The sequence below is a fragment of the Marinobacter sp. M3C genome, from assembly GCF_023311895.1.
Taxonomy (GTDB): domain Bacteria; phylum Pseudomonadota; class Gammaproteobacteria; order Pseudomonadales; family Oleiphilaceae; genus Marinobacter.
On the sequence record NZ_CP092284.1, the window covers coordinates 656,163 to 680,324 of the forward strand.

At 50.3% G+C, this 24,162-nt stretch carries 24 protein-coding genes and 1 tRNA gene; 12 read left to right on the plus strand and 13 right to left on the minus strand.

Annotated features, from left to right (window positions below):
• Positions 1-14: 14 nt before the first annotated feature.
• The 6 genes from MIH18_RS02875 to MIH18_RS02900 form a co-directional block, all read right to left on the minus strand.
• The gene (locus tag MIH18_RS02875) at positions 15-1,247 is read right to left on the minus strand and encodes an urea ABC transporter substrate-binding protein (protein WP_249013880.1); all 1,233 of its coding nucleotides are present in this window, start codon (positions 1,245-1,247) and stop codon (positions 15-17) included.
• Positions 1,248-1,395: 148 nt separating this feature from the next.
• Entirely contained in the window at positions 1,396-2,409 is a 1,014-nt protein-coding gene (locus MIH18_RS02880; RefSeq protein WP_249013881.1) for an acetamidase/formamidase family protein, read from the minus strand.
• Positions 2,410-2,501: 92 nt separating this feature from the next.
• Positions 2,502-3,140 carry an ANTAR domain-containing protein gene (locus MIH18_RS02885; RefSeq protein ID WP_249013882.1) on the minus strand — a complete coding sequence of 213 codons (639 nt, stop codon included), beginning with the start codon at positions 3,138-3,140 and terminating at the stop codon, positions 2,502-2,504.
• Positions 3,137-4,315 carry a transporter substrate-binding domain-containing protein gene (locus MIH18_RS02890; protein WP_249013883.1) on the minus strand — a complete coding sequence of 393 codons (1,179 nt, stop codon included), beginning with the start codon at positions 4,313-4,315 and terminating at the stop codon, positions 3,137-3,139. Before MIH18_RS02890 ends, MIH18_RS02885 begins: the two co-directional genes overlap by 4 nt.
• 181 nt (positions 4,316-4,496) lie before the next feature.
• Positions 4,497-4,787 carry a hypothetical protein gene (locus MIH18_RS02895; protein ID WP_249013884.1) on the minus strand — a complete coding sequence of 97 codons (291 nt, stop codon included), beginning with the start codon at positions 4,785-4,787 and terminating at the stop codon, positions 4,497-4,499.
• A gap of 77 nt (positions 4,788-4,864) precedes the next feature.
• Complete coding sequence (locus MIH18_RS02900; RefSeq protein WP_249013885.1) at positions 4,865-5,119, minus strand: hypothetical protein; 255 nt, start codon at positions 5,117-5,119, stop codon at positions 4,865-4,867.
• Between the two features lie 481 nt (positions 5,120-5,600).
• Here MIH18_RS02900 and MIH18_RS02905 point away from each other — a divergent pair, with 481 nt between their 5' ends.
• From MIH18_RS02905 to MIH18_RS02920, 4 genes are all read left to right on the plus strand, one after another.
• Positions 5,601-5,924 (plus strand): hypothetical protein, encoded by a 324-nt coding sequence (locus MIH18_RS02905; protein ID WP_249013886.1) that lies wholly within the window; start codon positions 5,601-5,603, stop codon positions 5,922-5,924.
• 1,494 nt (positions 5,925-7,418) lie between these two features.
• Positions 7,419-8,597: an AAA family ATPase gene (locus MIH18_RS02910; protein ID WP_249013887.1), complete on the plus strand. Its 1,179-nt coding sequence runs from the start codon at positions 7,419-7,421 to the stop codon at positions 8,595-8,597.
• A 550-nt stretch (positions 8,598-9,147) separates the two neighbouring features.
• Positions 9,148-9,384 carry a DNA-binding protein gene (locus MIH18_RS02915; protein ID WP_249013888.1) on the plus strand — a complete coding sequence of 79 codons (237 nt, stop codon included), beginning with the start codon at positions 9,148-9,150 and terminating at the stop codon, positions 9,382-9,384.
• Positions 9,381-10,625 carry a DUF3596 domain-containing protein gene (locus tag MIH18_RS02920; protein ID WP_249013889.1) on the plus strand — a complete coding sequence of 415 codons (1,245 nt, stop codon included), beginning with the start codon at positions 9,381-9,383 and terminating at the stop codon, positions 10,623-10,625. The genes MIH18_RS02915 and MIH18_RS02920 overlap by 4 nt, the downstream gene beginning before the upstream one ends.
• A gap of 76 nt (positions 10,626-10,701) precedes the next feature.
• Here MIH18_RS02920 and MIH18_RS02925 read toward each other — a convergent pair.
• Positions 10,702-10,792, minus strand: a tRNA-Ser gene (locus MIH18_RS02925).
• A 212-nt stretch (positions 10,793-11,004) separates the two neighbouring features.
• On the opposite strand from MIH18_RS02925, the gene MIH18_RS02930 reads away from it, so the two are divergent.
• Both MIH18_RS02930 and MIH18_RS02935 read left to right on the plus strand, forming a co-directional pair.
• Positions 11,005-11,535 (plus strand): isochorismatase family protein, encoded by a 531-nt coding sequence (locus MIH18_RS02930; protein WP_249013890.1) that lies wholly within the window; start codon positions 11,005-11,007, stop codon positions 11,533-11,535.
• A 76-nt stretch (positions 11,536-11,611) separates the two neighbouring features.
• On the plus strand, positions 11,612-12,274 hold the full coding sequence (locus MIH18_RS02935) for a cupin domain-containing protein (RefSeq protein WP_249013891.1): 663 nt from the start codon (positions 11,612-11,614) through the stop codon (positions 12,272-12,274).
• On the opposite strand, the gene MIH18_RS02940 is transcribed toward MIH18_RS02935, so the two are convergent.
• The 4 genes from MIH18_RS02940 to MIH18_RS02955 are packed head-to-tail and all read right to left on the minus strand — an operon-like array spanning position 12,271 to position 15,838.
• On the minus strand, positions 12,271-12,801 hold the full coding sequence (locus MIH18_RS02940) for a lipocalin family protein (RefSeq protein ID WP_249013892.1): 531 nt from the start codon (positions 12,799-12,801) through the stop codon (positions 12,271-12,273). The two genes, MIH18_RS02935 and MIH18_RS02940, sit on opposite strands and share 4 nt — an antisense overlap.
• A gap of 55 nt (positions 12,802-12,856) precedes the next feature.
• Positions 12,857-14,041 carry an MFS transporter gene (locus tag MIH18_RS02945; RefSeq protein WP_249013893.1) on the minus strand — a complete coding sequence of 395 codons (1,185 nt, stop codon included), beginning with the start codon at positions 14,039-14,041 and terminating at the stop codon, positions 12,857-12,859.
• A gap of 3 nt (positions 14,042-14,044) precedes the next feature.
• A complete protein-coding gene (locus tag MIH18_RS02950) occupies positions 14,045-14,872 on the minus strand; it encodes a protein-glutamate O-methyltransferase CheR (RefSeq protein ID WP_249008664.1) in 828 nt (275 codons plus the stop codon).
• A 36-nt stretch (positions 14,873-14,908) separates the two neighbouring features.
• The gene (locus MIH18_RS02955) at positions 14,909-15,838 is read right to left on the minus strand and encodes a chemotaxis protein CheV (RefSeq protein WP_249013894.1); all 930 of its coding nucleotides are present in this window, start codon (positions 15,836-15,838) and stop codon (positions 14,909-14,911) included.
• 211 nt (positions 15,839-16,049) lie between these two features.
• Between MIH18_RS02955 and flgA the strand changes: the two genes are divergently transcribed.
• From flgA to MIH18_RS02985, 6 genes are all read left to right on the plus strand, one after another.
• A complete protein-coding gene (flgA, locus tag MIH18_RS02960; protein WP_249013895.1) occupies positions 16,050-16,751 on the plus strand; it encodes a flagellar basal body P-ring formation chaperone FlgA in 702 nt (233 codons plus the stop codon).
• Positions 16,752-16,959: 208 nt separating this feature from the next.
• Positions 16,960-17,280, plus strand: a complete 321-nt coding sequence (gene flgM / locus MIH18_RS02965; RefSeq protein ID WP_249013896.1) for a flagellar biosynthesis anti-sigma factor FlgM — start codon at positions 16,960-16,962, stop codon at positions 17,278-17,280.
• 7 nt (positions 17,281-17,287) lie between these two features.
• The gene (locus MIH18_RS02970) at positions 17,288-17,758 is read left to right on the plus strand and encodes a flagellar protein FlgN (protein ID WP_249013897.1); all 471 of its coding nucleotides are present in this window, start codon (positions 17,288-17,290) and stop codon (positions 17,756-17,758) included.
• Positions 17,759-17,835: 77 nt separating this feature from the next.
• Complete coding sequence (locus tag MIH18_RS02975; protein ID WP_249013898.1) at positions 17,836-18,456, plus strand: peptidylprolyl isomerase; 621 nt, start codon at positions 17,836-17,838, stop codon at positions 18,454-18,456.
• On the plus strand, positions 18,453-20,123 hold the full coding sequence (gene mnmC / locus MIH18_RS02980) for an FAD-dependent 5-carboxymethylaminomethyl-2-thiouridine(34) oxidoreductase MnmC (protein WP_249013899.1): 1,671 nt from the start codon (positions 18,453-18,455) through the stop codon (positions 20,121-20,123). Before MIH18_RS02975 ends, mnmC begins: the two co-directional genes overlap by 4 nt.
• A gap of 11 nt (positions 20,124-20,134) precedes the next feature.
• On the plus strand, positions 20,135-20,764 hold the full coding sequence (locus MIH18_RS02985; RefSeq protein ID WP_249008657.1) for a CBS domain-containing protein: 630 nt from the start codon (positions 20,135-20,137) through the stop codon (positions 20,762-20,764).
• 44 nt (positions 20,765-20,808) lie between these two features.
• Here the strand turns inward: MIH18_RS02985 and ligA are convergent, their stop codons facing one another.
• Entirely contained in the window at positions 20,809-22,890 is a 2,082-nt protein-coding gene (gene ligA, locus MIH18_RS02990; protein ID WP_249013900.1) for an NAD-dependent DNA ligase LigA, read from the minus strand.
• Position 22,891: 1 nt separating this feature from the next.
• Complete coding sequence (gene zipA, locus MIH18_RS02995; RefSeq protein ID WP_249008655.1) at positions 22,892-24,007, minus strand: cell division protein ZipA; 1,116 nt, start codon at positions 24,005-24,007, stop codon at positions 22,892-22,894.
• Positions 24,008-24,162: the final 155 nt, after the last annotated feature.

A 24,162-nucleotide genomic window follows, 5' to 3' on the forward strand; every position in this document is an offset into this window, starting at 1 on the left:
CCAGTTATATTCTGTTATTGATTCGGAGGATTTGAAGGCGTGTATTGAGCGCTAGGATCATTATTGGTCAGATTACAGCCATTTTTGCCCAGCCAATAGGGCTTGATATCCTTCCACACTTTTGGAAATGTAATGGAATGGTCCTCTTCAACCTTCGCAAGATATATATTGTGGGACATATGCTGACTCTTCGGATCAAGGCAAACTTCTCCGGACGGGCCATCAAAACATACGTCTCCTTCGGCAATAACCTTGCGAATGTCATCTAGCTCTGTGGAACCCCCCGCCCTCTCAACCAGCTGCTTGTAGAGGTAAACCCCGATATAAGAATTCGCGGCTTCCTGATTAACATATGCTGTGTCTGGAAACTTCTCGTAGAACTTTTCGACAAACTCATTGGCCGCTGGCGTGTCAATCTCTTCAATGAAATTGGTTGTCACATACATATTAGCCAGACTTGGCGGCGCGAACCGCTTGTGTTCATAGCCTTGACCAACGTTCACGGATGACGCCATCGGCAACCCAAGCTGAGATGAATCTGCCTGGTCGTAATATGATGCCTGATCAGAGCCGACGAGCAAGGTCACGACAAAATCTGGATCTGCTTTCTGTATATTCTGAATGGTTTGGGAGAATTGCGAGACGTTGAGCGGGATAAACTCTTCCCCTACCATCTTCCCACCGTTTTCTTCGACAATTTTTCGTACCCACTCAGCGGAAATCTGCCCAAAGTTATAATCCGCTGCGATGGTAAATACATTTGGCCCGTATTCCTCCATCATCCATGGAATCAAAGTGGAAAACTGTTGTTCTGGAACCGCGCCAGTTATAATCATATTGGAGTCACACACACCGCCCTCATACTGATTATTGTAAAAGGCCAGAGCATCGAACTGATTGACAATGGGACGATATGCTTCCCGAGAGGAAGAAGCAAAGCCGGCGAATACTACGTCAACTTTATCCTTCTGAATAATGCGCCTCATAAATTCTTGATAGCGTCTGTCATCCGATTGAGTATCGTATATTACGAGCTCTATCTGGCGCCCATCTATCCCTCCGCCGGAGTTTATTTCCTCCGTCGCAAGCTTGATTGCATCAACTTTAACTTGCGTAACCGCCGCGAAATTTCCCGATTGATCTTCGAGCACGCCCATTTTTATCGGGCTCTCTGCCCACGCCGTCGTCGTCATTCCGACTATAGTCGTAGCTAGGACTATCTTTTTTATTGCATTATATTTCGACACGATCGATCCTCTTTTTTTATAAGTTTTCGCTCAGTATTTTAATCGACAACCATAGCTTCTTTGTCCTCCTCTAGAGTCATCATACCTTCTGCCTTACCTATGCATTACGTCATACGGCACTGAACGCTATAAGATAGGAACGGCCTAATCAGCGCTCTATAATTTGCTTTATTACGCCAGCCCCAACTGTGTATTTTGGATCAACAAAATTGCCAAGGCGTACCTTTCCGCAGACGCTCAACATCATGTAGGCATCCCACTGATCATAATCGTAATCAGAAACCATCCATCTGATCAGTTCTCGATAGGCTATCCGCGTGGCGTCCTCCAGAGGCCTAGCACTACCAATTGCCATTATCATCTCTTCATTTTCGAATAGAGGCCAAGTGATATTCCAGTTCTTGATTAGATCGACTCTGATTGTAGTGATGCTAGGGTATTCCACAGCCGTACCACAGACTTCGCCATCGCCCTGAGACGCATGCGCATCGCCAATAAACAGACGAGCTCCCGGTGAGCGAATTGGAAGATATGTAATGCTACCGGGCCCCATATCCGGAAGGTCCATGTTGCCGCCATGCTGGTCGGGCGTTAGAGCATTGATCGAGTCGATCTCCGGTGACACGCTCAGTGTTCCGATATGCGGCCGGTAATCCAAGGTGTTACGTTCGCTCCAATAGATGTACTTTTCATCGAGCGGAACCCGTCTGACTTTCTCAGGAAGGGGCTCGTTCAACATAGCGGTGTATGCCGTTCCTGTTAGAGCGCCAAACTCCGGAATCATACATGACGTCCCGGTCGGGTTCTCTCCACGAGTTTTCATAGACTCTATATACACCGCCAAGACGTCGCCTTTCTCCGCACCGTTGACAATGATTGGTCCATTCTGCGGATTGAGGAACGGCATATTGAGGAGTTTTGAAGGCGAGTCACTTTCACTCGAAATTAGGCCATCAAAGGCATCCCGAGTCTCTACGACGACCCGGTCGCCGGGGTTTATTTCCATGACCCCATCTGAGTAGGGGCCAATCGTATAGTGGTAATTACCTTGGACGCTCTCCGTTAGATTGTGGGTCCGTCCTACTTTAGACCCCGCAACGCCACGCCGGTACATATGGGAATATTTGAGCCATCGGGTCATATTTTCTACCTCATTTTGCATGCCATTTCTCCAACTATGCTGTAACAAAAAAACCAAAACGCTTGCTTGAGGGCGCTCCCTGGTAGTTATTAAATTGCTCTATACAGTTTGTCTCAGCATCTCTTTCGTACGCGATTATTTCTGTCCTGGATATCTGTAATCAATGCCGAGGTTGATATCTCGCGCGCAACGATCATTGCTGAGAGAGTCTCTACAGCGAGCCGGCGGTGCATACTAGATGTGCGCAGTAGCTGAAATGCTTCATTGACGGTAAGTCCGAGACTGTAATGAAGTTCGATCACCGCAGTACATACGAACTGGCGCGCCCGCACTTTCTCTTCAAGGTGCTGGATAGTTTTCACTTTAGTACGATGCTCATCGAAGGCGTGATAGGCTATCATCAAACCCGCAAGTATCCCTTCTCCTCGCAAAGGCTTCGTCAAATATCCATGTATCCCCCGATCGACAACCCAATTGAGAGCACTAGGCGTATCTGATCCGACCAAAGCAAGCACTGGCCCCTCAACAGAGGCGATAGCGTCTTCAACGCCCTGTACACCACGTCCTGCTTCGGCATCGAAAAATACAAGGTCGAATGGCCCCCGGCTGTCTCTTGTCCAGTCGCCGTCGTAATGAGATGAGTCAACACCGAATCTCGTTAACTGCTGCTTAAGCACCGAGCCGTCTTTCCGACCAGCAGATATGATCAGTGCATGATGGCCCCGAAAGCTACGTCTCACGCTTTTATTCATTGCACGAGCCTCAGTTCTACGCTGCGCTTAACCACGGACGGCTCTGGATCAATCCGGCCCGCATTTGTGGTATCAGTCAGAATGAGATAAGGATCGGGGCGAACCGGCTCGGGAAATTCAGAGACAATACTGAATGTTCCATCAACGCGCGAGATGCCTATTCGTGGCGTAAGGTAACAATGATTGTTTTCGGGATCGACATGTACCAAACCCTGAGGCCCATCGAACGACGTGGCATAAAGTGCCTTTTTTACCACCTCAACATCGGCGGATGCTGCATCCGCTAATGCATGAGCAAGAAGGTGAACGGCGTTATAGGATGCTTCCGCATCGGCACTTGGTAAAGCGTGATGGCCAAAATGGTCGCGAAAGGCTCTGACAAACCGTCTATTAATCGCTGAGTCGATGGTCGAAAAATAAACGCTTGAGGAGAGGTGACCTGCACAAGCTTTAGGGCCTATCAGCGTAAGTTCAGGCTCGCAAAGGCTACAACTGCCAATAGTGATCCCCCGTAGCTGTTCATCCTCATCTCTAGCTTCTGCGAAAGCACGGTAAAACGCGTAACTCGATTCACCAATTAGCATATTCATGATGAAGGAAGGGCGTTTAGCCCGTATCTCATCTATCAGATAATTGACATCCAGATCGGTGATTTGTAGGTAACGCTCGGCGACGATATTGCCGCCACTGGCTTGAGTGAGCTCGCGAACTATCCGTCCATTTTCCCAAGCCCAAACATAGTTGGATCCGATGAAATACACATCTCGCGCAATGTGAGCGAGGACATAATTCATGAGGGGAAGTACATGGTGGTTCTGCACTGCTCCCGTGTAGATAACGTTGTTGTTCGTCTCAAAGCCTTCATAATGAGATGGATACCAGAGCAGACTATCGTATTTCTCAAAAATCGGAATCAGCTCTTTACGACTTGACGACGTATAACAGCCGATAACATGCTTTACCCCTTTATTACGAAGGAGGTCCTGAGCATGGTCAATATAAGCCTGTATATCGCCTTTTGGGTTATACTGATGAGGGATCAGCACAAAGTTAAACTTATGGTCGAGGTTTACCTCTTCCAGCGCCAGAAGAGCACCGTCTCGCATTGCCTGCCCCACTGTCCCGTAGGGGCCGGCTGTTGAGAAAAGCAATCCAATAGGTATCTGGCTCTTCATTCGCTAATGCTCAATTTTTGGCAAAAAAAAACTCCCAGCGTCACGTTGCAGTGACGTAGGGAGCCCTGTTGCTCCACGATTTCCAGCGTTAGCTGGATAACCGAGATATTTTGCATGAGGCCCGTTTTCTCTGTAACAGAATCTCATCTAAAATTGATCTTCTGGGATATTTAGATATTTGTCAATACTTAATCCTGCAATTGAACTTATAGAAGTGGAGTTTGAGTCCGCCCTGCAGCTCACGCGTAATTTCTGGTGGCGCATCCTGTTGGATGATCTCAGCTAGATCACAACCAATAGAGGCACCACTGATCCGTAGCGCTGCCACCTGTTGATTGCCGAGACCGTCGATATGGAATTGGCGGCGATGCTTAAGCATTACGCGTTGAATGCCGGCATTGACCATGACAGGCCTTCGGCTAAGACAAAATAAGTCGCTGCCGGATGCCGGATGAAATCCATTGATGTCCAATACCGCTCAATGTAGTCGTCTGCGGGCGAGGGGAAGCCCGCGCGAACGGTATGGCTGTAGAGGGGATTAGTTGACCACTACATATTGACTCCAAATCGTAGAATTGGCCAGAAAGGCATAACAGCAGCCCCTAAAAGAAGAGCTTTGGGTTGTGGATTTTCCGAGTAATTTTTGATGTCAAACGTTAAAAATAAAACGCCCACAGCTAAAAATAGATTTATTGGCAGTCCGCATTCGTTCAGCCAGCCCCAGAAAAAGGTGCTTAAGAACATCATCAGTAACGCATTTATCATACGATTCAAGCCAAAAGGATCCATAACTTCTTTTAGCATAATCTCATCCCCAATTTGAAAATTATCACTAAGATTACTAAAAAACGTTCGCGAAGCAACTAAACGTAGTTTCTTGCACCGAACTCTTTTTAGTGTAAGTTGAAATCACTAGCGAAGAAAATTGAAGTTGAATATTTAACACATCACCATCACATTTCTCTTAGCAAGAAAACCCTATAGCTTTATCAAATTCGGAGATTGTGCGACACACTAAATATTTAGAAAAGTTATATTAATTCAACCACGTTGTATCATTGTTTTGGTATTTTGATTAAAAATCTATTATACGCATTATGACAGAAATACAAGATTATTAAATTACATCAAAATATATGTTTACATTAAATGATCGACCATTAAACTCCCATCAACATAAGAGTTTTAATTTCTAATTATGCTATCTAATCTGATTTCAATTTACAGTGAAACACCATCGTTGACTCTTTTGTCCGAACGAATTCTTCTAAAAGAATTTTCCGGCATGATACGCAGTCATGAAACGGCCTTATTTCAGCGAAGACATACGTCGCTGATTTATGTCCCCGTTAGTTCAGTGAAACAAGCAGCTGAGCTATCGCGACAGGGTGGGCTATTGATTTGGCTGACGACGTCTATTCGCCACACCCCAGCCAAATCATTAAAACCGACTGTCGCAATTCGTGGTGTAAACACCGTATCTGCCTGTCGTCGAGCCATCCAGATTGCAGGAAATCATGTGATAACAGGAGATCAAATCGACACCCTGACATTGGTGATGCTGCCGGATTGCACGCAAGCTGCAAAAAATAAAAACCAAATCGTTTAAAGCCAGAACCATGTCGTTTAGTCTGGGGGACCGATGCACACAAAAAACTGTTTTCGCACTCGACGGCCCTCACGTCCAACCCCTGGAATGGTAAATGTCTACTAAAGCTTTCTGGGCATCTTTGGATCAGGTCCATGGTCAATTCCAGAGGTGGACTAAAGCCTAGCCGCTTTTTAGCCTGACTGTTGATCTCTGGAAGGTCGTACTGTCCAGTTACCCCAAAGGTCGGTTTCACTTGGGCACGCTCTCCACGACAAACTATTGGTGCTGTCTTTAATGACTAACGACCGGGACCTATCCTCCTCTGTCAGCCTAGTAGACCGCTGTGCTGATCTTTTAGCCAATCTTTGCCCGACGCATCAGCTCGCGGCACCGGTCATAGTGGATGTCTGGAAGGTCTTCAGCGATAGGCCGTTCAACATCATGCTGAAGCCCTGGACGGTCGTTGTGGTCGGAGCAGCACTAACCTGATCCATGAACATCGGACCACTGACACGCGCCAACTAAGTGGCGACAACTAGGCAGTTGCGAGCATCCTTGATTAGCTCACTTTCAAGATGCCCAAGCAGCAGGCGCTTTTTTACGCCCAGCAGAGTCGCAATGGCATGCCGATCAAGTCCTTACTGCGCTTTTCGATAGAGCAAGCCCTGATGATTTTATAGAGGGGCTCCTGCGGGACCTACAACTCATAACGATGAGTAAGTAAGAATGGTCTTTTTGTATGTGGCTGCGTCGCTGGGAAAAGAAATTGTGTCGCAGTACACCGAAAACCTCCTGCGATTAGGCATCGGTTTCGAAGCGAGCCCCCATTTTTTCACGCTATTGACCCATCTAATTTCGTTTCGATCTCTATATTTTTAATAAAAAAATAAATTTAATATTTATTAATACCGACAGTTTTTTTGATTTCATCGCTTGTCGAAAACAGACGACCTACATATCGATCCGTCTAACCTCGACATACCGCATTATATAGGCCGTCGGTTCCCGACATAGCAAATAGCGATTCTCTTTTTCGTCTTCACAATAGTAACTTACAAAAAATTGGTGGCGAGCAAAAACTTTTTTAATCGCACATCCAATATCGATTTCTTACCGTCGATTTTCGACTTAAAGATTATTAAAGAAAAAACTCTCTATTGCATATAGAAAGAACTTGCAAGGTTTTTATTTTCGTTGGATTTTACGGAAAGTTGACCACTAGCCAAGCATACCTCTCTGTGTTTATTCTAAATAACGAACGAAGCAACAGTTGTATATGCCAAGGCTTCATCATAGTGTTTTTTGAAACATTGTTTATCCTGGCAGGGGCTTTTAAAAGCTTACAGAGAGAGGTGGTGGGGTGGGGGGTATACACCCCCTCCACCCCACCACCTCTCTTAAAGACTATCCCGGCCAGCAGAATAATGGTTCGAACACTCGGGCGGTATGCCCAGTCAACACGACTGTGCCGAAAATTTTAAATAACCTAACCAATAGAGTAGAGGTGTACGAATGAACGTTTCTTTTCAATCCACAACCAATCATAAAATGGCGCATGCATTGATGAATCCAACGATTTATTCTGAAGAATTTTTCGCAGTCATGAACACGGATATTGCGCCGCGTCTCAGGACTCCACCGAAAGAAAGAGAATATCTTGTCAAAGATTGGCTCCCGCTAGGCATCGGAGGATTGTTAAGTGGCGTGGGCGCCATTGGAAAGACTACCTTAGCCATGCAACTCGGTGCAGCCATAGCGACTGGAACCGCATTCCTAGAGAAAGATTGTCAAAAAGGGTCTGTTTTACTATATCTCAGCGAGGACGACGAATGCGAGGTTATCCACCGCCTTCACCGTATCAAGGAATCATTAGATGTAGAGCACCATAGCGACCTAATCAGTAACCTAAAAGTACTATCAAGCCCGATGACGTCTCTACCATTCTTTGATTATCAAAGTACAACTGGCGGTGCCGGCATAACGACACACTTTATGAATTTACTGAAAACAGCACACCAGTTAACTGATCTCAAACTTATCGTAATTGATAGCTACACAAGCGTTAACAATTTAGATGAAGTGAATCACTCAAATGCAAACTACGTTGCAGAAACACTTAACGCACTTGCTCGGGACACTGGTGCAACTGTACTGATGATCCATCATCCCTCCAAGACACCACGAGATGACCAGTATGGCGCCCGCGGTTCTGGGGCACTCGTCAACACACTACGATGGTCGGCGTCCCTGTCCACTGCAAAGAAACGACAGAGTACTTCTGAAGACGGCCAACCAAACCTCCGCTTGACCGTACAGAAGTTCAACTACGGCCCCACAACGGCTACCACGCTCCGCAGACTCGACAATGGCGTGCTCTCTATTGGTGACGAAAGCCCCGAAGATGAGCGAGAAAATGAATATCAACAAATACTGTTCAAAGTTTCTCAGTTCATCCGAGAACAAACGACGGCAGGGATAGAAGTCACAGCGCGAAATATGCGCGATTACGCCGGTTTAAAAGGAAAGTTTGGAGTGAGTGAAGCTGCATTAAAACGATTTTGCGATGAAGCGTTGCGTCGAGGCGACCTTATGCGTGACGAAAGCAATAAGTTTGGTTTACCTACTACATCACCATTTTCGGCCGATAAAAAAGTTAAAGAATCTCAGAGTCTGAACTATGAAGCCATTTAACTACTGATAGCAAAAATTTTTGCAGGTGGCTTGCTGCGTTATCATTTTATCGTAAAGTGAACAACATTCCGGGAATAAGTAAAATTTTCGGTTTGTTTCCCGATACGCTTAAACGAGAGGACATAACATGCGTGATATAGCTCTACACATTCGTAGAATTATAAGCCAAGCCGAAAGGCTTTCTGACTTTTATTCGGTCGAGGTATCTGTGGTCATTCGAACCCATGACGGTCAATGCAGCGAATTTATTAAATGTCAATCTCAGAGAAAACCATTAAATAGTTTCGGCATAAATAATGCCTACGAAAAAACGAGCTTTCCAAAAACATGGCTTTAGAAGCTATTTGGTAAAATTAAAAGAGCAACTTGGTCTAATTGCGGATTTTTAGCAATTAGACCAGATAGCTACTGCTGCCAATATAGTAGAGTAAGTAGGTTGAACGATTCTACTCTATGAATTATTTTTTTCATTGAGACATGTCTTCGTAAATTTTGTAATTTAAAAATTTTCCCTTTTCCAATTACTGATAAAAATCTTGAGGATTTATACATGAGCATAGTTGTTGAAAATAAAGTTCAGGAACAAGCTCCTTCGCTTCTTCACCATCCCGGCCGATGGGTGCGACCGAAGCTGTTGCCACTTATCTTTGGTATCAACCCAGATCAAGCGCGGAAGTATCGTGAGCGCGGCATTTGGGTTGAAGAGGAACAATGGCGATATGATCCAATTCGTCGCGTCGTATACTGCCCTGAGGCAATTGAAGCTTGGTTAGGCGGCAAACGGTGACACTGCCCGATAGCATTAAAAAACTACCAACCGGCGTTGTCATTCATGGCCAGCGGTTGCGTATCAGTTTTGTATACTGTGGGGATCGTTGCCGGGAAACAATTCCATGCAATGGTAAAATAACCAAGTCTTCGATAGCTCATGCGGAAAGAAAGCGTAATCAGATTCTTACCGAAATCTATGAGAATCGTTTCGACTATGCAAAACACTTCCCTGCATCCTCGAAAGCCAAACTCTATAGTGGATGGGGTGGTTCAGACCTTAAGCTCACTGTACCAGAATACATTGACATATGGCTTGAGATTCAAGAGAAATTAAAAGCATTGACTACCTATAAAAATTACGTTTCTAAAGCAAAACACGTATCGCACTATTGGACCAATAAACGTCTTTCTGATATTACAAAACCTGATATCGAATTGTTTCGAGTTAACCTTTTAGAGAAAGGCCTATGCGTTAAAAGTGTTACCGATGTATTTACAATCGTTAGAGGTATATGGTCATATGCGTTCGACATAGGTGCTATCGAAAAAAATCCTTTAAGTCGTATATCAAATTTAAAATCAGATAAGATGGACACCTTTGCAGATCCATTTACTCTACAAGAAATCGATAGAATTCAGAGTGTGCGTACAATGCGGCAGCAAGATATCAATATGGTGATGTTTGCTTGTTGGTGTGGTTTATCAGTATCTGAGCTCATTGCCCTATCCTGGGATGATGTGGATATTGATAACTGGACTTTGCACGTAAAGCGCGCACGAGTGGGTACGGAATACAAGGTGCCAAAGGAGCGATCTCGGGATCGAATCGTAGAGTTAATCGAGCCGGCGAAGCTATGGCTGCAGCGTCAAATGCAATCAACATACCTCCAGCCACCATCAATAATCGAGGTGAGACAGCGTAATAACATTACAACGAAAGAGGAAACGATAAGACTTGTTTTCAAAAACGGGCAATCAAATCAACCCTGGCATTACGCAAGCCTGCACAGGTGGTTAACAGGACATCTCAAAAGGGCGGGTGTTCGACATCGGGGGCCAAACCAGGCGCGACATACGTTCGCTAGTCAGATGGTATCGAATTATGTGAGTTTGGAATGGATTTCGAGACAGTTGGGCCACTCTGATACAAGCATGGTGAAAAAGCACTACGCTAAATGGATTCCGGACGACTCACCAAAAATGGCAGCAAAAATTTCTCAACAACTTGGTTTTATTGTGGACAGTAGCGGACAGTGAAATCCCAATCTAGGCCCAAATTAGGCCCAAACAAAAAAAACCCCTGATTTTCTATAAGAAAATCAGGGGTTTAATATGGCGGAGAGAGAGGGATTCGAACCCTCGAAACGCTATTAACGTTTACACACTTTCCAGGCGTGCGCCTTCAGCCACTCGGCCACCTCTCCTAAAACGGTGTCGAATCAGCAAGATGATCGTCGATTCGAGGGCGCAGACTTTAATCGTTTTATCGGCGCTTGGCAACCACCTTGAAACCAAAAGCCGCAAAACTTCCAGCTTGCGCAGGTAATTGTCTGTACGATAGACGTCATTCCTTATGTGCCTATCAGGCAGCGTGATTCGTTTCAGGATATGAGCAGAACTTAAAGGCGAATAATGAATGTTGATGCAATCTGAACACTCGACTCTGCTGCTAATCGATCTCCAGGAAAAACTGATGCCAGCGATTGCCCATGGGCACGATGTCGTCAGCCAGTGTGTCACGCTCGCTAAGATTGCTGGTCTGTTGAAGGTACCGGTTTTAGCCACGGAGCAGTTGCCAGAAAAACTGGGATCAAATCTGAAAACGGTTAAGGAGCTTTGCCACCTTACCCTGGCCAAAAACCACTTCGATGCCTGCTCGGACGGTCTGGTCGAGGCTCTACCAGAAGGCCGGCCACATATTGTTATTGCCGGCTGCGAGACCCACGTGTGCATGATGCAAACGGCACTTAGCCTGATTGATGCCGGCTACTCGCTCTGGGTTGTGGCAGATGCTACAGGGTCGCGTAAAGAATTCGATCGGGATGTCGCCCTTGACCGGCTCAACTCTTGCGGCGCGCACATCGTTACCGTTGAAATGGTCGCGTTCGAGTGGATGCGACACTGTAAAAACACGGCCTTCAAAGAGGTGCAGCGGTTGATTAAGTAGGCATAAAACCCAATCATCCGTTCATAACCGGGCAGCGTAAAAATTAACCCTGTTTTCACCAGTAAAGAGGTCAACAATGCTGAATATGGATTTTGCCCGCCGGGTTGTGGTTCATACCGGTGAACAGGAATGGCTTGCCAGCCCTTCAGGCGGCGTGGACAGAAAGCCATTGGCCCGAGAAGAGGCGGAGCGCGGCCACGCTACCAGTATTGTTCACTATAAGCCCGGTGCGTCGTTCAGTCGCCATGAGCACCCACTGGGTGAGGAAATACTGGTACTTGAGGGCGTGTTCTCGGATGAAACCGGCGATTACCCGGCAGGTACCTATCTACGCAACCCGCCGGGCACGGGTCACGCGCCTTTTAGCAAGCCTGGCTGTACCCTGCTGGTAAAACTGCATCAGTTCGACAAACGCGACCGCACTCCGGTGCGAATCAATACCCAGAAAACTCCCTGGCTTCCCGGAATCGGTGGGCTTGAAGTCATGCCCCTACACGAATTCGAGCACGAGCATGTGGCACTGGTGAAATGGCCGGCAAACGAAAGCTTCCAGCCCCACCGGCATTTTGGCGGGGAAGAAATCTATGTTATTTCAGGGGAGTTTTGTGACGAGAACGGGCGATATCCTCAAGGAACCTGGATAAGAAGCCCTCACTTAAGCCAACATCATCCTTTTGTAGAACAGGAGACTATTATCTGGGTAAAAACCGGCCACTTGCCTGTTGAACAGACGAGTTAATTGACGGTGCTGTGATCCACCACGATCAGCTCTTGCAGATCAAACCCTGCGTCCAGAGCTGTTTTTCTGAACTCGGCCATGGCCTCATCGCTAACCGTCGGGGTGCGTGACAGAAACCACAAATAATCCCGGTTGTAGCTGGTAATGTAGGCCTGCTGGTACTGGTCATCCAGCTCAAAAATAACGTACGACGCATAGAAGGGGCCGAAGAACGACACTTTCAGGTGGCCGTCAGTGTCTTCATTCACGAAGAGCGCCCGACCCTTAGCTTCTTTCCATTCGCTTTTTTCGTCATTGTAACCGCGGTTGATCACTTTCAGACTTCCGTCGTCCTGCTTTTCATACTTGGCAGTCACCCTGCTTAAACCTTGCTCGAAAGAGTGATCAAGCCGGGCAATTTCATACCAGGTACCCAGATAGCGTTCGGTATCAAGGCTGTTTACCGGCTGGATACCCTCGGGTAAGCCGGTACAGGCACCCACCATCAATAACAGCGGTGCGATAATGAGTTTGCGGAAGTCGTACATGATAATCGTCACTCCTTGCGGTTGGTGAGTGGATAGGAGCCAAAGAGTAAAAGTATCAGGGCAACTGCGTGATGGCCAAGTTGCGTCGCAGATACCAAAAAAGCATAAGTCCAGAGTGCAACAGTAAAAGTGGGATCGCAAGCAGCAAAAGGCCGCCCCAGCCGAGGGAGCTTAAGGCCAGGCCGGCTGACATGGACGCAACGGCCTGAAAGCCAAAAACCATCATGTCATTCAGTCCCTGAACGCGGAAACGCTCAGAATCGTTATAGCCTTGCGGCAACAAACTGGTACCACCAACGAATAAAAAATTCCAGCCTATACCCAGTAAAATCAACGCACTCAAGTAATGATGAAAGCTGACGCCGTTGACCGCCAGGGCAATGCAGATCAGATAGGCAACCATACCCGCTAACATCATGCGCCCTATGCCTACCACTCGAATCAACCAGCCGCTTATTAGGGATGGCAAGTACATAGCCATAATGTGCAACTGAATAACACGCTTGGCATCATTCAGGGAGTGCCCTGCAATTTCGGTCATGCTTAAGGGCGTTGCCGTCATAATGAAGCTCATGGTCGCGTAACCCACCGCAGCAGCGCTAATAGCAACCCATATCACCGGATTTGCAAGAATTTCACGCATTGGCCGACCACCGCCTTCATGCACCGGTCGCGGTAGTTCGCCGCTGCTGCGGTAACCGAGCACCAATATGATCATGGCAGCAAGCTGAACCGCTGCCAGTCCCAGCCAGCTGGCCAGAAAGGGGTGCAGCGTATCGTCACCACCAATCGAGGCAATTTCCGGACCGACCCAGGCCGCAACCAATCCACCTAACAGAACGCGGGCCGCTGCAGTGCTGGCCAGTTTGGGGGGAACAGATTCCATAGCGGCGAAGCGGTACTGATGCACAACTGCAAGGCCGCTGCCCCCAAGTACCGCCGCTAGACACAAAAGGGAAAAAGCACCTTGCCAGGAAGCCAGCGCACCCACTCCAGCAGCGACCGCGCCCATAACAGTGCCCAAAAGCATCACCGGCTTGCGCCCGACGCGAGCCATAAGCCAGGTGGCGGGCTTGATGGACAACACCGTACCGACCACCACGAACGCTACCGGCAAGGTCGCATATTCAGGGCTGCCAGCTAGCGCCCGGCCCTGAATACTGCCAATAAACACAATAAATGGCGCCGTACACATGGCCATCGCCTGTGCCGCAATTAACACCCAGACATTCAATGGCATAGTTTATTTTTTTCGGTAGATAATACCCGGACTGCACTGGACCATCTCGTACAAGTCAGTTAACCCCGTAAGGGATTCCGATGCGCCCAGTATAAGATAACCGCCTGGGTTCAACGACGCGTGAATACGGGTAAGAATGTCGCGTTTGTGCTCCGCGGAGAAATAGATCAACACGTTGCGGCACATGGCAATATCAAACTTGCCTAGAAGATACCGCTCTAATAAGTTGATTTCCTTATACTCCACCATCGCTTTTATCTGTGGTTTGATCTGCCAACTGCCGTTGACAGCAGCGGTAAAAAACTGTTTTTGCCGCTCCGGCGACAAGCCCCGGCCAATGGCAATGGTTTCGTATTCGCCGCGGCGCGCCGCATCGAGAACCGTTTTGGAAATGTCGGTGGCAACAATCTTCACGTCACGCAGGCGCCCGGGCCGCAGGCGGCGATATTCTTCAATCACCATTGCTGTGGAATAAGGTTCTTGTCCGGTAGAACATGCCGCCGACCAGATACGTAACGGTTGCGACATTTTACGGTCTGCAAACTCAGGCAACAAAATAGCCTGTAAAATGCGGAACGGGTGATTATCACGAAACCATAAGGTTTCGTTGGTGGTCATAGCATCAATAACCACTTCACTCAAATTATTGCGGCCTGGACGCTTCAGGCGATCAAGTAACTCGCCAAGAGAGCCAAGCTGATTGTCTTCCAGAATCCGGCGCAGCCGGCTCTTCACCAGATACTGTTTATTGTCGCCCAGCAGAATGCCCGATGCGTTTTGTAAAAAGGTCTTGAACGCCGCGTATTCCTGAGGAGTGATTTCAGATTTCATGCATTCTCGATTCTGACAGCCTGTGAAGTAACACGTTTATTTTCCATCAATAATATCCATAACCCGCTCGGCCAGTTCGTCTGGGCTGAATTTCGCCATAAAATCGTCTGCCCCCACTTTCTGAACCATCGCTTTGTTAAACACGCCGCTCAGGGAAGTATGCAGCATAATAAACAGTTCGCTAATCAGCGGATTTTCCTTGCAGCGCGCAACCAGTGTATAGCCGTCCATTTCAGGCATTTCAACGTCGGAAATCATCATCGAGTGATGGTCCGTCGCTTTGGAACCGTCGGCGGTGATCTCCGTCAGATAGTCCAGAGCCTGCTTGCCATCATTATGGGCAACAACTTCCATACCTATGGCTTTCAAACAACGTTCAATCTGCCGCCGGGCCACATTCGAGTCGTCCACCACCAACACCGGAAGATGGCCTTGTACCCGCCCTGCACTGCGGCTGAGAATGTCTTCGCCAACGTTTTCCTTTAACGGAGCCACTTCCGAAAGAACCTTCTCTACATCAATGATTTCAACCAGTTTGTCGTCAATTTTTGTGACGGCTGTCAGGTATACATCGCGGCCTGCGCCTTTAGGCGGTGGCAGAATATCTTCCCAGTTCATATTCACAATGCCTTCCACGCCACTCACCAGAAAGCCTTGGGTTTTGCGATTGTACTCGGTAATGATCACAAAACTGGTGACCAGATCTTCTTGAGGAATGGCCGGCATACCAATCGCCATCGCCAAATCAATAATCGGAATAGTCGCGCCGCGTGTGTAGGCCACGCCGCGAACCACCGGTAGGCTGCTGGGAATGCTGAACAGCTTAGGGCACTGCAATACCTCTTTTACCTTGAACACGTTAATGCCATAAACCTGGCGCCCGCGGAGCCGAAACAATAGCAACTCCAGCCGGTTTTTTCCGACCAACTGCGTACGCTGGTTCACGCTGTCCAATACACCTGCCATAGTTCTTTCTCCCGACGGCCGGGCTAACCGGCACAGTTTTTGCTTTCTCAAGTGTCTTGAAAGAGCAATTTTTCTCACATGCGCCAAAATATCGCTATCGCATGTCAGGTTTAACGGCCAGTGCCCGCAAATCGTGATGCCACCGGAATGAATTTTTCGCAGCACAACCGGCTTTACCAACACATCGGCAAAACAGGACGCTTTCATATATATGCGCAAACACACTCTTGTCACTGCCCTTCTCGGCCTATGCCTAAGCCCGTTTGCACTGGCAAACTCTACCGCACATGACATTCACACTGCGGCTAATCTGTTTTTGCAACAGTTTGCCACAGAACAGGCCGCTGCAGGCTATGAAGTCAGCTATGAAAGTGCAAAACCCGACCCCAGATTGTCATTGGCTGCCTGCAGTGGTCCGCTGAGCGTTCATTTCAGCGGTGACCCTTGGAAATCCGGCCAGCCCTCTATGTTAATCGAGTGCAGCGGCGAGCGACCATGGCGCATGTATCTGGGTGCTACCGTAGACATTCGGGGACTGGCTTTGGTGGCTAGCCGCCCACTCGCCCGCGGCGAGCGCCTTCGCGCCGATATGTTAAGCCAGCAGACCGTTGTGGTGAATGCCAGCCGCCGTGGAACCATTGCTGAAGCGCAGTTAATCATCGGTATGGAAGTTCGTCGGTCCATTAACAGTGGCTCGCTGATCACCCCGGATCTACTTTCGGCACCCGATGCCGTGGAGCGTGGCGACCATGTTATGATCACCGCCAGCAGCGGCTCTTTTACAGTGCGTTCGCGCGGAAAGGCCTTGGCCAATGCGGCGATTGGTGAGCAGGTGCTGGTAGAAAACCTGCAGTCTTCGAGGACTATCAAAGGCCGGGTGACTGCGCCTGGCCAGGTGCTGATTCCGATGTAAGAAACGAACGAAAAACCAGGCGACGCTGCCCGGCACTTTCTTGCCGTTACATCGCAGAGGCCCTTGCCGCGAAAACACAAGCGGCAAAAACTAGCCGGCTACTTTTTTGTAAAAATATGTTAAAGCTTTTTTGACCGCCGCCGTTACTCAGTCATAGACCATATTTTGCGCCCCGATCGGCGCCGCAACCAATACAGCAGGTACCAACATGTCCGTTGACTTCAATGGAATCAACCAAAGCCAAATCAACACTCAGCGCCCCACCGCCGATAAAGCCGGCAGCGCGGTCAAAACCGCTACGGCGGAGCAGGCCACGGCCCAAAGCACTCAGGCCCGCGGTGAGAGTGTTAATTTGAGCAGTCAGGCCCGCGATCTCAAACAGCTAGAGCAGAAACTGGGCGACTTCCCGGAAATGGACGATGAGCGGATCGCTCAGATTCGCAGTGCTCTGGAAGACGGCAGTTACAAGGTAGACGCTCAACAATTGGCCCAGAAAATGCTTGATATGGATAAAAGCATATTCGGGTAAATAAATTATGGCCGCTCTTGATGATCTGAAACACCTTCTTGCGCAAGATATCCGCCAGTTGTCTGCTATGGCGGATCTTTTGCGCGATGAAAAAGAACTGCTGTCTACCTCTGACATGAAACAGCTGCAAGCACTGACTGACAAAAAGAACGCTCAGCTAGAGCAAATTCGCGAACGCGCCAAACTCAAGATTCACGCTCTGGTTGCAATGGGCTTTCGTCCTGAGAGCGGTAATCCTTCCCGCTTTATTGCCGCCGCTGGTTTAACCGAACTTCACCAGCTCTGGCAACAGGCCGATCAGGCACTGACCCAGTGCCAGCAGCTGAATCAAAACAACGGCCGGGTAATGGCCCACATGCAAAAACGCCTGGCCAGATTAAGTGATATAGTGCGCGGTGCCAGCAGCCGGCAGAAACTCTACGGTGCTGGTGGCCAGCATACGACGGTGTCATCCAGTACTATTCTGGCCAGCGCCTGAAGCGCCAGTGATTTGTTGCGCTTTGCTGCCGTCTTTTAATCACATTTTCAATCCAAATTTGCCAAGGTAGCCAGAGTATGCCCGCTGTAAAACGTTTTCTTTCCGCCTTTTGCTTTTCCGTTCTGACCGCATCTGTCGCAATGTCCGGCACCGCCAATGCTGACGACAGCGCCAGCGACCTCGGCACACAGGATTTGGTAAAAGTAGACGTGATAACCTCCGAAGGCCGTTTTACGATTCAACTCAGGCCAGACGTTGCACCGGAAACCGTGGCTAATTTTATGGAATACATGCGTTCGGGTTATTACGAAGGCACCGTATTTCATCGGGTGATTCCGGGATTTATGATTCAAGGCGGCGGTTTCACTGAACAGCTGCAGCGCAAGCAAACCAGCCCGCCCATCCGCAACGAAGCCACTCTCTCTCTGCCAAACCTGCGTGGCACCCTCGCCATGGCGCGGACGAATGCGCCAGATTCGGCTACGGCCCAATTTTTTGTCAACTTGATCGATAACGACTTCCTTAACCCCAACTCGCGCGGTGCAGGTTACGCGGTGTTTGGCAAGGTTGTTTCCGGCATGGACGTGGTTGACGCCATAGCCACTTTACAAACCGGGCCACGCCAAGGCATGAATGATGTTCCGCTTCAGACGATTAGGATTGAAAGCATGTCGATTGTTGATTCCAGTGATCAATGATCGGGCCGGCCCTTGCTCACGCTGAAGTAACCTGGCTGGGGAGTGGCAGGCTTTACTTAAACGGCGCCAATAACCGGATTTATGACGAGCTCAGTCTGGAGAAAATACAGATACAGCACGTTGAGCGAGTCACCCACTCTCAGCAGACGGTTTTTGCCGCGGGCGAATTCGACCTCGGGCTGAACTTTCTGGCCTGCTGGCAGAACTGGATGGCTCAACGCCCTGAGCCCGGCAATGTTCTGCATTTTATTGCCCACCAGCAACACCCCCTTAGCCGCGACGATCTCGAGCGTGCAGTCTCACTCTGGCCGCAACTGGCGAAATTCAGCGAGCAGCTGGTACAAGCCTGGCCACCCGCCGTGGCGGGCCTGCACCGATTGGTATTTGCGGATGGGCAAGTACGACTGACACTGCACTTCGGCCCGCAAGGCGACGCCTGGCACGACCTGAACAAACCCGATCCGCAGCCAGCCTACCGCCCGGATTCCGCGGTGATTATCGGCGCTGGCATTGCCGGTGCCTGCCTGGCGCGCAACCTGGCAGAACGCGGAGTGCCTGTGCAAATACTGGATTCACTGGCGCCAGGCCAAGCCGCTTCGGGCAATAAGCAGGGTGCGCTTTACGCCAAGTTGGGTGTGGATTATTCGCCGCAAACGGCGCTAGCGCTGTCTGCACTGCTGTTCGCAGGGCGTTTTTACCAGCAGTTTCAAACGCACCAGAGCAGCACCGGTCACGCGCCCTTTTTCCACGCTACAGGCCTGTTACAACTGGCCTTTAACGACCACGAACAACAACGCCAGCATAAATTTTTGGCCCGCAACCACTATCCCACCGGCGTGCTGTATCCGGTGACGGCGCAACAAGCCAGTGACTTGGTGGGTGTAACGGTTCATCGCGGCGGGCTCTGGTTTCCCCAGGGCGGATGGCTGGCGCCGTCGCAATTGTGCCAGACCTTGGTGCAACATCCGTTGATTACAGTGCACCCCCACTGCAGGGTAACCGGCTTGATCCAAAGCGACCGCTTATGGCAAATTAGTGCGCGACAGAGCGATGCGGCGACGGGGTCCGATGAACTCTTTAATCTAGAATCAGATCAATTGGTTATCTGCGCGGGTGCACAAACCCCCGAACTGTTCCCCCAGGCATGGCTGGCACCTGGCGAGCGCCTGCGTCTAAAACCCATCCGCGGGCAAGTCAGCCATTTACCCGCGGCTGCGATCACCTCGCCCAGCGCCGTTATTTGTGGTTCACGCTATTTAAACCCACAGCACGACGGCATAGCAGTAACCGGCGCCACATTCGACCTACGCGATGGAAACCCGCTGCCGACCACCGCCAGTCATCAGGAAAATTTGACGGAACTGGACCGCTTGCTACCGGGCGTAGTAGACATAAACCACCCGGCTGTGGCGGGCGAAATTCTGCAAGGGCGAGTGGCTTTTCGCTGCACTACCCACGATTATCAACCGGTGGCAGGCGCCGTTGCTACGCACAGCATGAAGACTAATGCCGGCGCCTGGATGTTCACCGGTCTCGGCAGTAAGGGCCTGACCTACGCACCGCTGCTGGCAGAATACCTGGCTGACCGCATGTGTAGCCAGCCAGCGGCCCTACCCCATGCATTGGCACACAGACTCCGTGTCGAGCGCGTTTTACAGCAGGAATAAGGGAAACGCCCATGTCTATCCACGTTAGTGAACCAGGCCGGCCAATAGGAACGCGCCTGCCAGAAATATTTCGCAACCGCCGGGTGGGAGACGTGAGCGAGGTGGCCGAAAGCGCAAAAATAAACCCGGAGTACAGCGAAACAACAGACGCGGAATTCCAGGCTGGAGTGCAGGCTGGCAAACGTAAAGCCCAACAGTATGGCCGCAGTACCGCCGGCGAACCTATAGAGCAGCGCGCCTACTTGCCAGTGTCTGTCATGTGTGTGTCGGGCGTACCATCGGTACCGGCAACAGCCACTCTGGCGGAGGCACTGGTCGCCATGGGGGAGAACCAGACTCGCCACTTAGCGGTTACGGTGGGTAACATCATTGCAGGAATGGTAGACGAACTCTGGCTGTTGACTTGGGCCAACGAGTTCCCGGGCAAGGCTGCGGATCAAAGCCTGGCAACTATCGAGCTGCCGGCATTTTTAACCGCTTTTCCGGAAACCGATGCGCATCAGTTAGCGCGACTGATGCTGGCACACCAGCTGGATGCAGCCTTGATTATTGATACATCTGGCGAGCCAGTGGGTATCGTTACCAGCATCGACTATCTGCGCCTTTATGCCGATTCAGGCAGTTATCAAGCTGACGTCTGACGGCCAATAACACCAACCCTGCCATTTGATGCAATCAAGGGCAATCAGACCTCTAAGCCATGCCCACGCAGCAGGTCTAATAGACCCTGCTCACTCAGAACCTCAACGCCTAACTGCTGCGCTTTGGTCAGTTTGGAACCCGCCGCTTCACCGGCCACCACGCACGCCGTCTTTTTCGACACGCTGCCGGCCACTTTTGCGCCCAAACCTTCCAGCATTTGTTTTGCCTGGTCGCGGGTCATCTGCTCCATAGCGCCGGTCAGCACCCAGGTTTGCCCATGCAGAGGCATACTAGCCGCGGTAATTTCCTGGGTTTGCCAGATGACGCCGGCCTGCTTCAAATTCTGCAGAATTTCCTGGTTATGGGGCTGCTCAAAAAACACATGCAGGTGCCCGGCCACAATGGGCCCAACATCAGACACTGCTTGCAGGGCGTTTTCATCGGCTTCGGCAATAGCCTCCAAACTGCCAAAATAGCCAGCAAGGCTTTTGGCGGTTGCCTCGCCCACTTCGCGAATACCCAACGCATAAAGAAACCGCCACAATAACGGCTGGCGGGAAGCGTCAATAGCAGCAATCAAATTACTGGCAGACTTGTCGCCCATGCGTTCTAGCCCGGTCAAATCTGCTTTACGCAGCCGATACAGATCGGCAATGGTTTCCACCTTTTCGCTGTCCACCAGAATATCCACCCACTTGTCACCCAAGCCTTCTATGTCGAGTGCTTTACGTGAGGCGTAATGGCGAATGGCTTCTTTGCGCTGAGCCGGGCAAAACAGACCACCAGAGCAGCGGGCGATCACTTCGCCTTCAATCTGCACAATGTCAGAGCCACACGCCGGACACTGCGCCGGAAGCTCTATTACGCCGGCATTGGCGGGCCGTTTGTCTTGCACCACTTTGACCACTTTCGGGATAACATCGCCAGCGCGGCGAATAAATACCGTATCGCCGATGTGCAAATCCAGTCGTCGTACTTCGTCCATATTGTGCAAGGTTGCGTTGGATACCGTAACACCACCGACAAACACCGGCTTCAAGCGGGCCACGGGCGTAATAGCGCCGGTACGGCCGACCTGAAACTCCACGCTTTCAACCATCGTCAGCTCTTCATGAGCCGGGAATTTTTGTGCGATGGCCCAGCGCGGCGCGCGGCTGACAAAGCCTAACTGCTGCTGAAGATCCAGACGGTTTACCTTGAACACAATACCGTCGATTTCATAAGGCAGACTGTCGCGTTTGGCCATCAATACCTCGTAAGCCTCAAGGCACTGATCAGCCCCGATGGCGAGAGACATTTCAGGGTTGATGCGAAAGCCCCACTCACTGACTTGCTGCAAACCTTCCCAATGTGTGGGCGGCAGCGATGACTCGTCGGTGACCGCTACGCTGTAAGCGCACATTTCCAATGGGCGCCTGGCGGTCACGCTGGATTTTTTCTGGCGCAGACTGCCGGCAGCGGCGTTACGGGGATTTACAAAGGTTTTCTCACCGCGCCCAGCCAATCGCTGGTTCAGCCGGTCGAAACCGGCGCGGGGCATATACACCTCACCTCGCACCTCTACGATTTGTGGAAAAGATTCACCTCGCAGGGTAAGAGGCACAGACGCAATGGTCCGTATATTGGCGGTAATATCTTCACCGGTGTAACCATCGCCGCGGGTGGCAGCCCGAACCAGCTCTCCGTTCTGATAATGCAGACTGACCGCCAGGCCGTCGAGCTTGGGTTCGCACACGTACTCTATGGTTCTCTCTTCCTTTGAGCCCTCTTCCTTAGTGCTGTCTTCACCCGCGGTATTGCCCCGGTTCAGGCGCTCGCGCACGCGGCGATCGAAATCCCGTAACTCGTCGGCACTGAAGGCATTATCCAAAGACAACATGGGGATACGGTGGGTCACTTCCGCAAAGCTGGTTTCGACCGCAGAGCCTACACGCTGGGTCGGCGACGTTGCCATCGCCCATTCCGGATACTCGGCTTCTAGCGCCTGCAATTCACGGAATAGCCGATCGTATTCGGCGTCGGGAACTTGCGGATCATCGAGCACGTAATAATGATGATTGTGATCGGTAATGGTTGTGCGCAGCTGGTCAACCCGGTCGCGCACGCTGGTACTGACTGAGCTCATGTTAATCCCGTTTTGAACGTTGCTTGCGCTCGAATTCGCGGATGCGCTGGCGGCAGTGCTCAGCGGTCTGTGATGTCATCACACTGCGGCGTTCGTCTTTCAGTTCACCTCCGAGATTACGCACCACGGCCTGCGCTGTTTCGTACATGAAGTTAAAAGCCTGCAGGGCATTACCCGGCCCTGGCAGGCTCATAAAAAAGCTGATGCCGGGCGTACTCAGAGCCGCGATTTCTGCGGGCCTGAAGGTGCCCGGCTCAACTGCGCTGGCTACGCTGAATTGCACAGGGCTTGCGGTATCGGTGGTTTCGTGGCGGTGGTAAATGTCCATATCACCGTATAGCAGGCCACAAGCTTCCAGAAGCCGCTGCAGAGCCGGGCCCTGAAACTCCTCACCGGTGCGGGCCAGTACGTTGATAACAATCACTTCTTTGGCCGGCGGGCGGTTGGCACCTGGCAAAGGCTGGGAAGGGTCGCGGGGCAGAGGGGCCAGTTTGGGTTTGGGCTCAGCCGTCTCAATGACAGGTGGATCTGCGTCTTCATCGGCGTGGCGGATATCAGGGTAATCACTTTCGAAGTTATGGGTATCGCCTACGTCTGCGCTGAAAGGCTCGGGTTCCCATTGATCGTGGATGCCACTCAGCGGCGCTTCGGTAAATTCGCTGCTGTCGCGATCTGCTTTGGCACTATCAGCTTCAATACTATTAGGTTCGATACTATTAGGCTCAATACTATCAGCTTCGGTGCTATCAGCAGCGGTCACAAACGCTGAATGAGATTTGGGCGCCGCTGCCACTTTTGCAGGTTCAGAGCTTTTGTTTCGGCCAGCTGCGATTACCGGCCGAGTCGGTTTTTGCACGTGGGGCGCAGTTCGTGATTTTTTCTTGGACGTACGATCCTGACCCAGCTCGTTGCGGGCAATGGTTCGAGCACCGCCTGATGGCAATTCCGGGTTGAAATGCTCGTCCAGCGGCGAATCCTGCAGGTTATCAACGCCCATGCCAGAGGAAATAGCCGAAGACTCTTTGCGCGCGCGGCGCATGCGCCGAATGCCGTCAACGACAATACCAATAATGACCAGGGTACCGATGGCGATTAGCCATTCCCTAAGTGGTGACATAGTGCTGCTGTCCTGTTTGCGGATCGGAGAATGTTGTTACTATCAGAGTCAGTACTATGAAAGTCGGTGCTATTAAAATCGATACTAGCAAATTTGGTACTATCAAAGTGGGTACTATAAAAATTGAACCGGCGTAATACAACGTACAACCACGG

Coding starts and splice junctions, on each gene's coding strand:
- MIH18_RS02890 (WP_249013883.1), bottom strand. CDS start 4,315: ATGAAGAGCCAGATACCTATTGGATTGCTTTTCTCAACAGCCGGCCCC.
- zipA (WP_249008655.1), bottom strand. CDS start 24,007: ATGTCACCACTTAGGGAATGGCTAATCGCCATCGGTACCCTGGTCATT.
- ligA (WP_249013900.1), bottom strand. CDS start 22,890: ATGAGCTCAGTCAGTACCAGCGTGCGCGACCGGGTTGACCAGCTGCGC.
- MIH18_RS02930 (WP_249013890.1), top strand. CDS start 11,005: ATGTTGATGCAATCTGAACACTCGACTCTGCTGCTAATCGATCTCCAG.
- MIH18_RS02915 (WP_249013888.1), top strand. CDS start 9,148: ATGAGCATAGTTGTTGAAAATAAAGTTCAGGAACAAGCTCCTTCGCTT.
- MIH18_RS02975 (WP_249013898.1), top strand. CDS start 17,836: ATGCCCGCTGTAAAACGTTTTCTTTCCGCCTTTTGCTTTTCCGTTCTG.
- MIH18_RS02935 (WP_249013891.1), top strand. CDS start 11,612: ATGCTGAATATGGATTTTGCCCGCCGGGTTGTGGTTCATACCGGTGAA.
- MIH18_RS02885 (WP_249013882.1), bottom strand. CDS start 3,140: ATGAATAAAAGCGTGAGACGTAGCTTTCGGGGCCATCATGCACTGATC.
- mnmC (WP_249013899.1), top strand. CDS start 18,453: ATGATCGGGCCGGCCCTTGCTCACGCTGAAGTAACCTGGCTGGGGAGT.
- MIH18_RS02910 (WP_249013887.1), top strand. CDS start 7,419: ATGAACGTTTCTTTTCAATCCACAACCAATCATAAAATGGCGCATGCA.
- MIH18_RS02950 (WP_249008664.1), bottom strand. CDS start 14,872: ATGAAATCTGAAATCACTCCTCAGGAATACGCGGCGTTCAAGACCTTT.
- MIH18_RS02945 (WP_249013893.1), bottom strand. CDS start 14,041: ATGCCATTGAATGTCTGGGTGTTAATTGCGGCACAGGCGATGGCCATG.
- MIH18_RS02880 (WP_249013881.1), bottom strand. CDS start 2,409: ATGCAAAATGAGGTAGAAAATATGACCCGATGGCTCAAATATTCCCAT.
- MIH18_RS02940 (WP_249013892.1), bottom strand. CDS start 12,801: ATGTACGACTTCCGCAAACTCATTATCGCACCGCTGTTATTGATGGTG.
- flgA (WP_249013895.1), top strand. CDS start 16,050: ATGCGCAAACACACTCTTGTCACTGCCCTTCTCGGCCTATGCCTAAGC.
- MIH18_RS02955 (WP_249013894.1), bottom strand. CDS start 15,838: ATGGCAGGTGTATTGGACAGCGTGAACCAGCGTACGCAGTTGGTCGGA.
- MIH18_RS02900 (WP_249013885.1), bottom strand. CDS start 5,119: ATGCTAAAAGAAGTTATGGATCCTTTTGGCTTGAATCGTATGATAAAT.
- flgM (WP_249013896.1), top strand. CDS start 16,960: ATGTCCGTTGACTTCAATGGAATCAACCAAAGCCAAATCAACACTCAG.
- MIH18_RS02985 (WP_249008657.1), top strand. CDS start 20,135: ATGTCTATCCACGTTAGTGAACCAGGCCGGCCAATAGGAACGCGCCTG.
- MIH18_RS02970 (WP_249013897.1), top strand. CDS start 17,288: ATGGCCGCTCTTGATGATCTGAAACACCTTCTTGCGCAAGATATCCGC.
- MIH18_RS02905 (WP_249013886.1), top strand. CDS start 5,601: ATGATACGCAGTCATGAAACGGCCTTATTTCAGCGAAGACATACGTCG.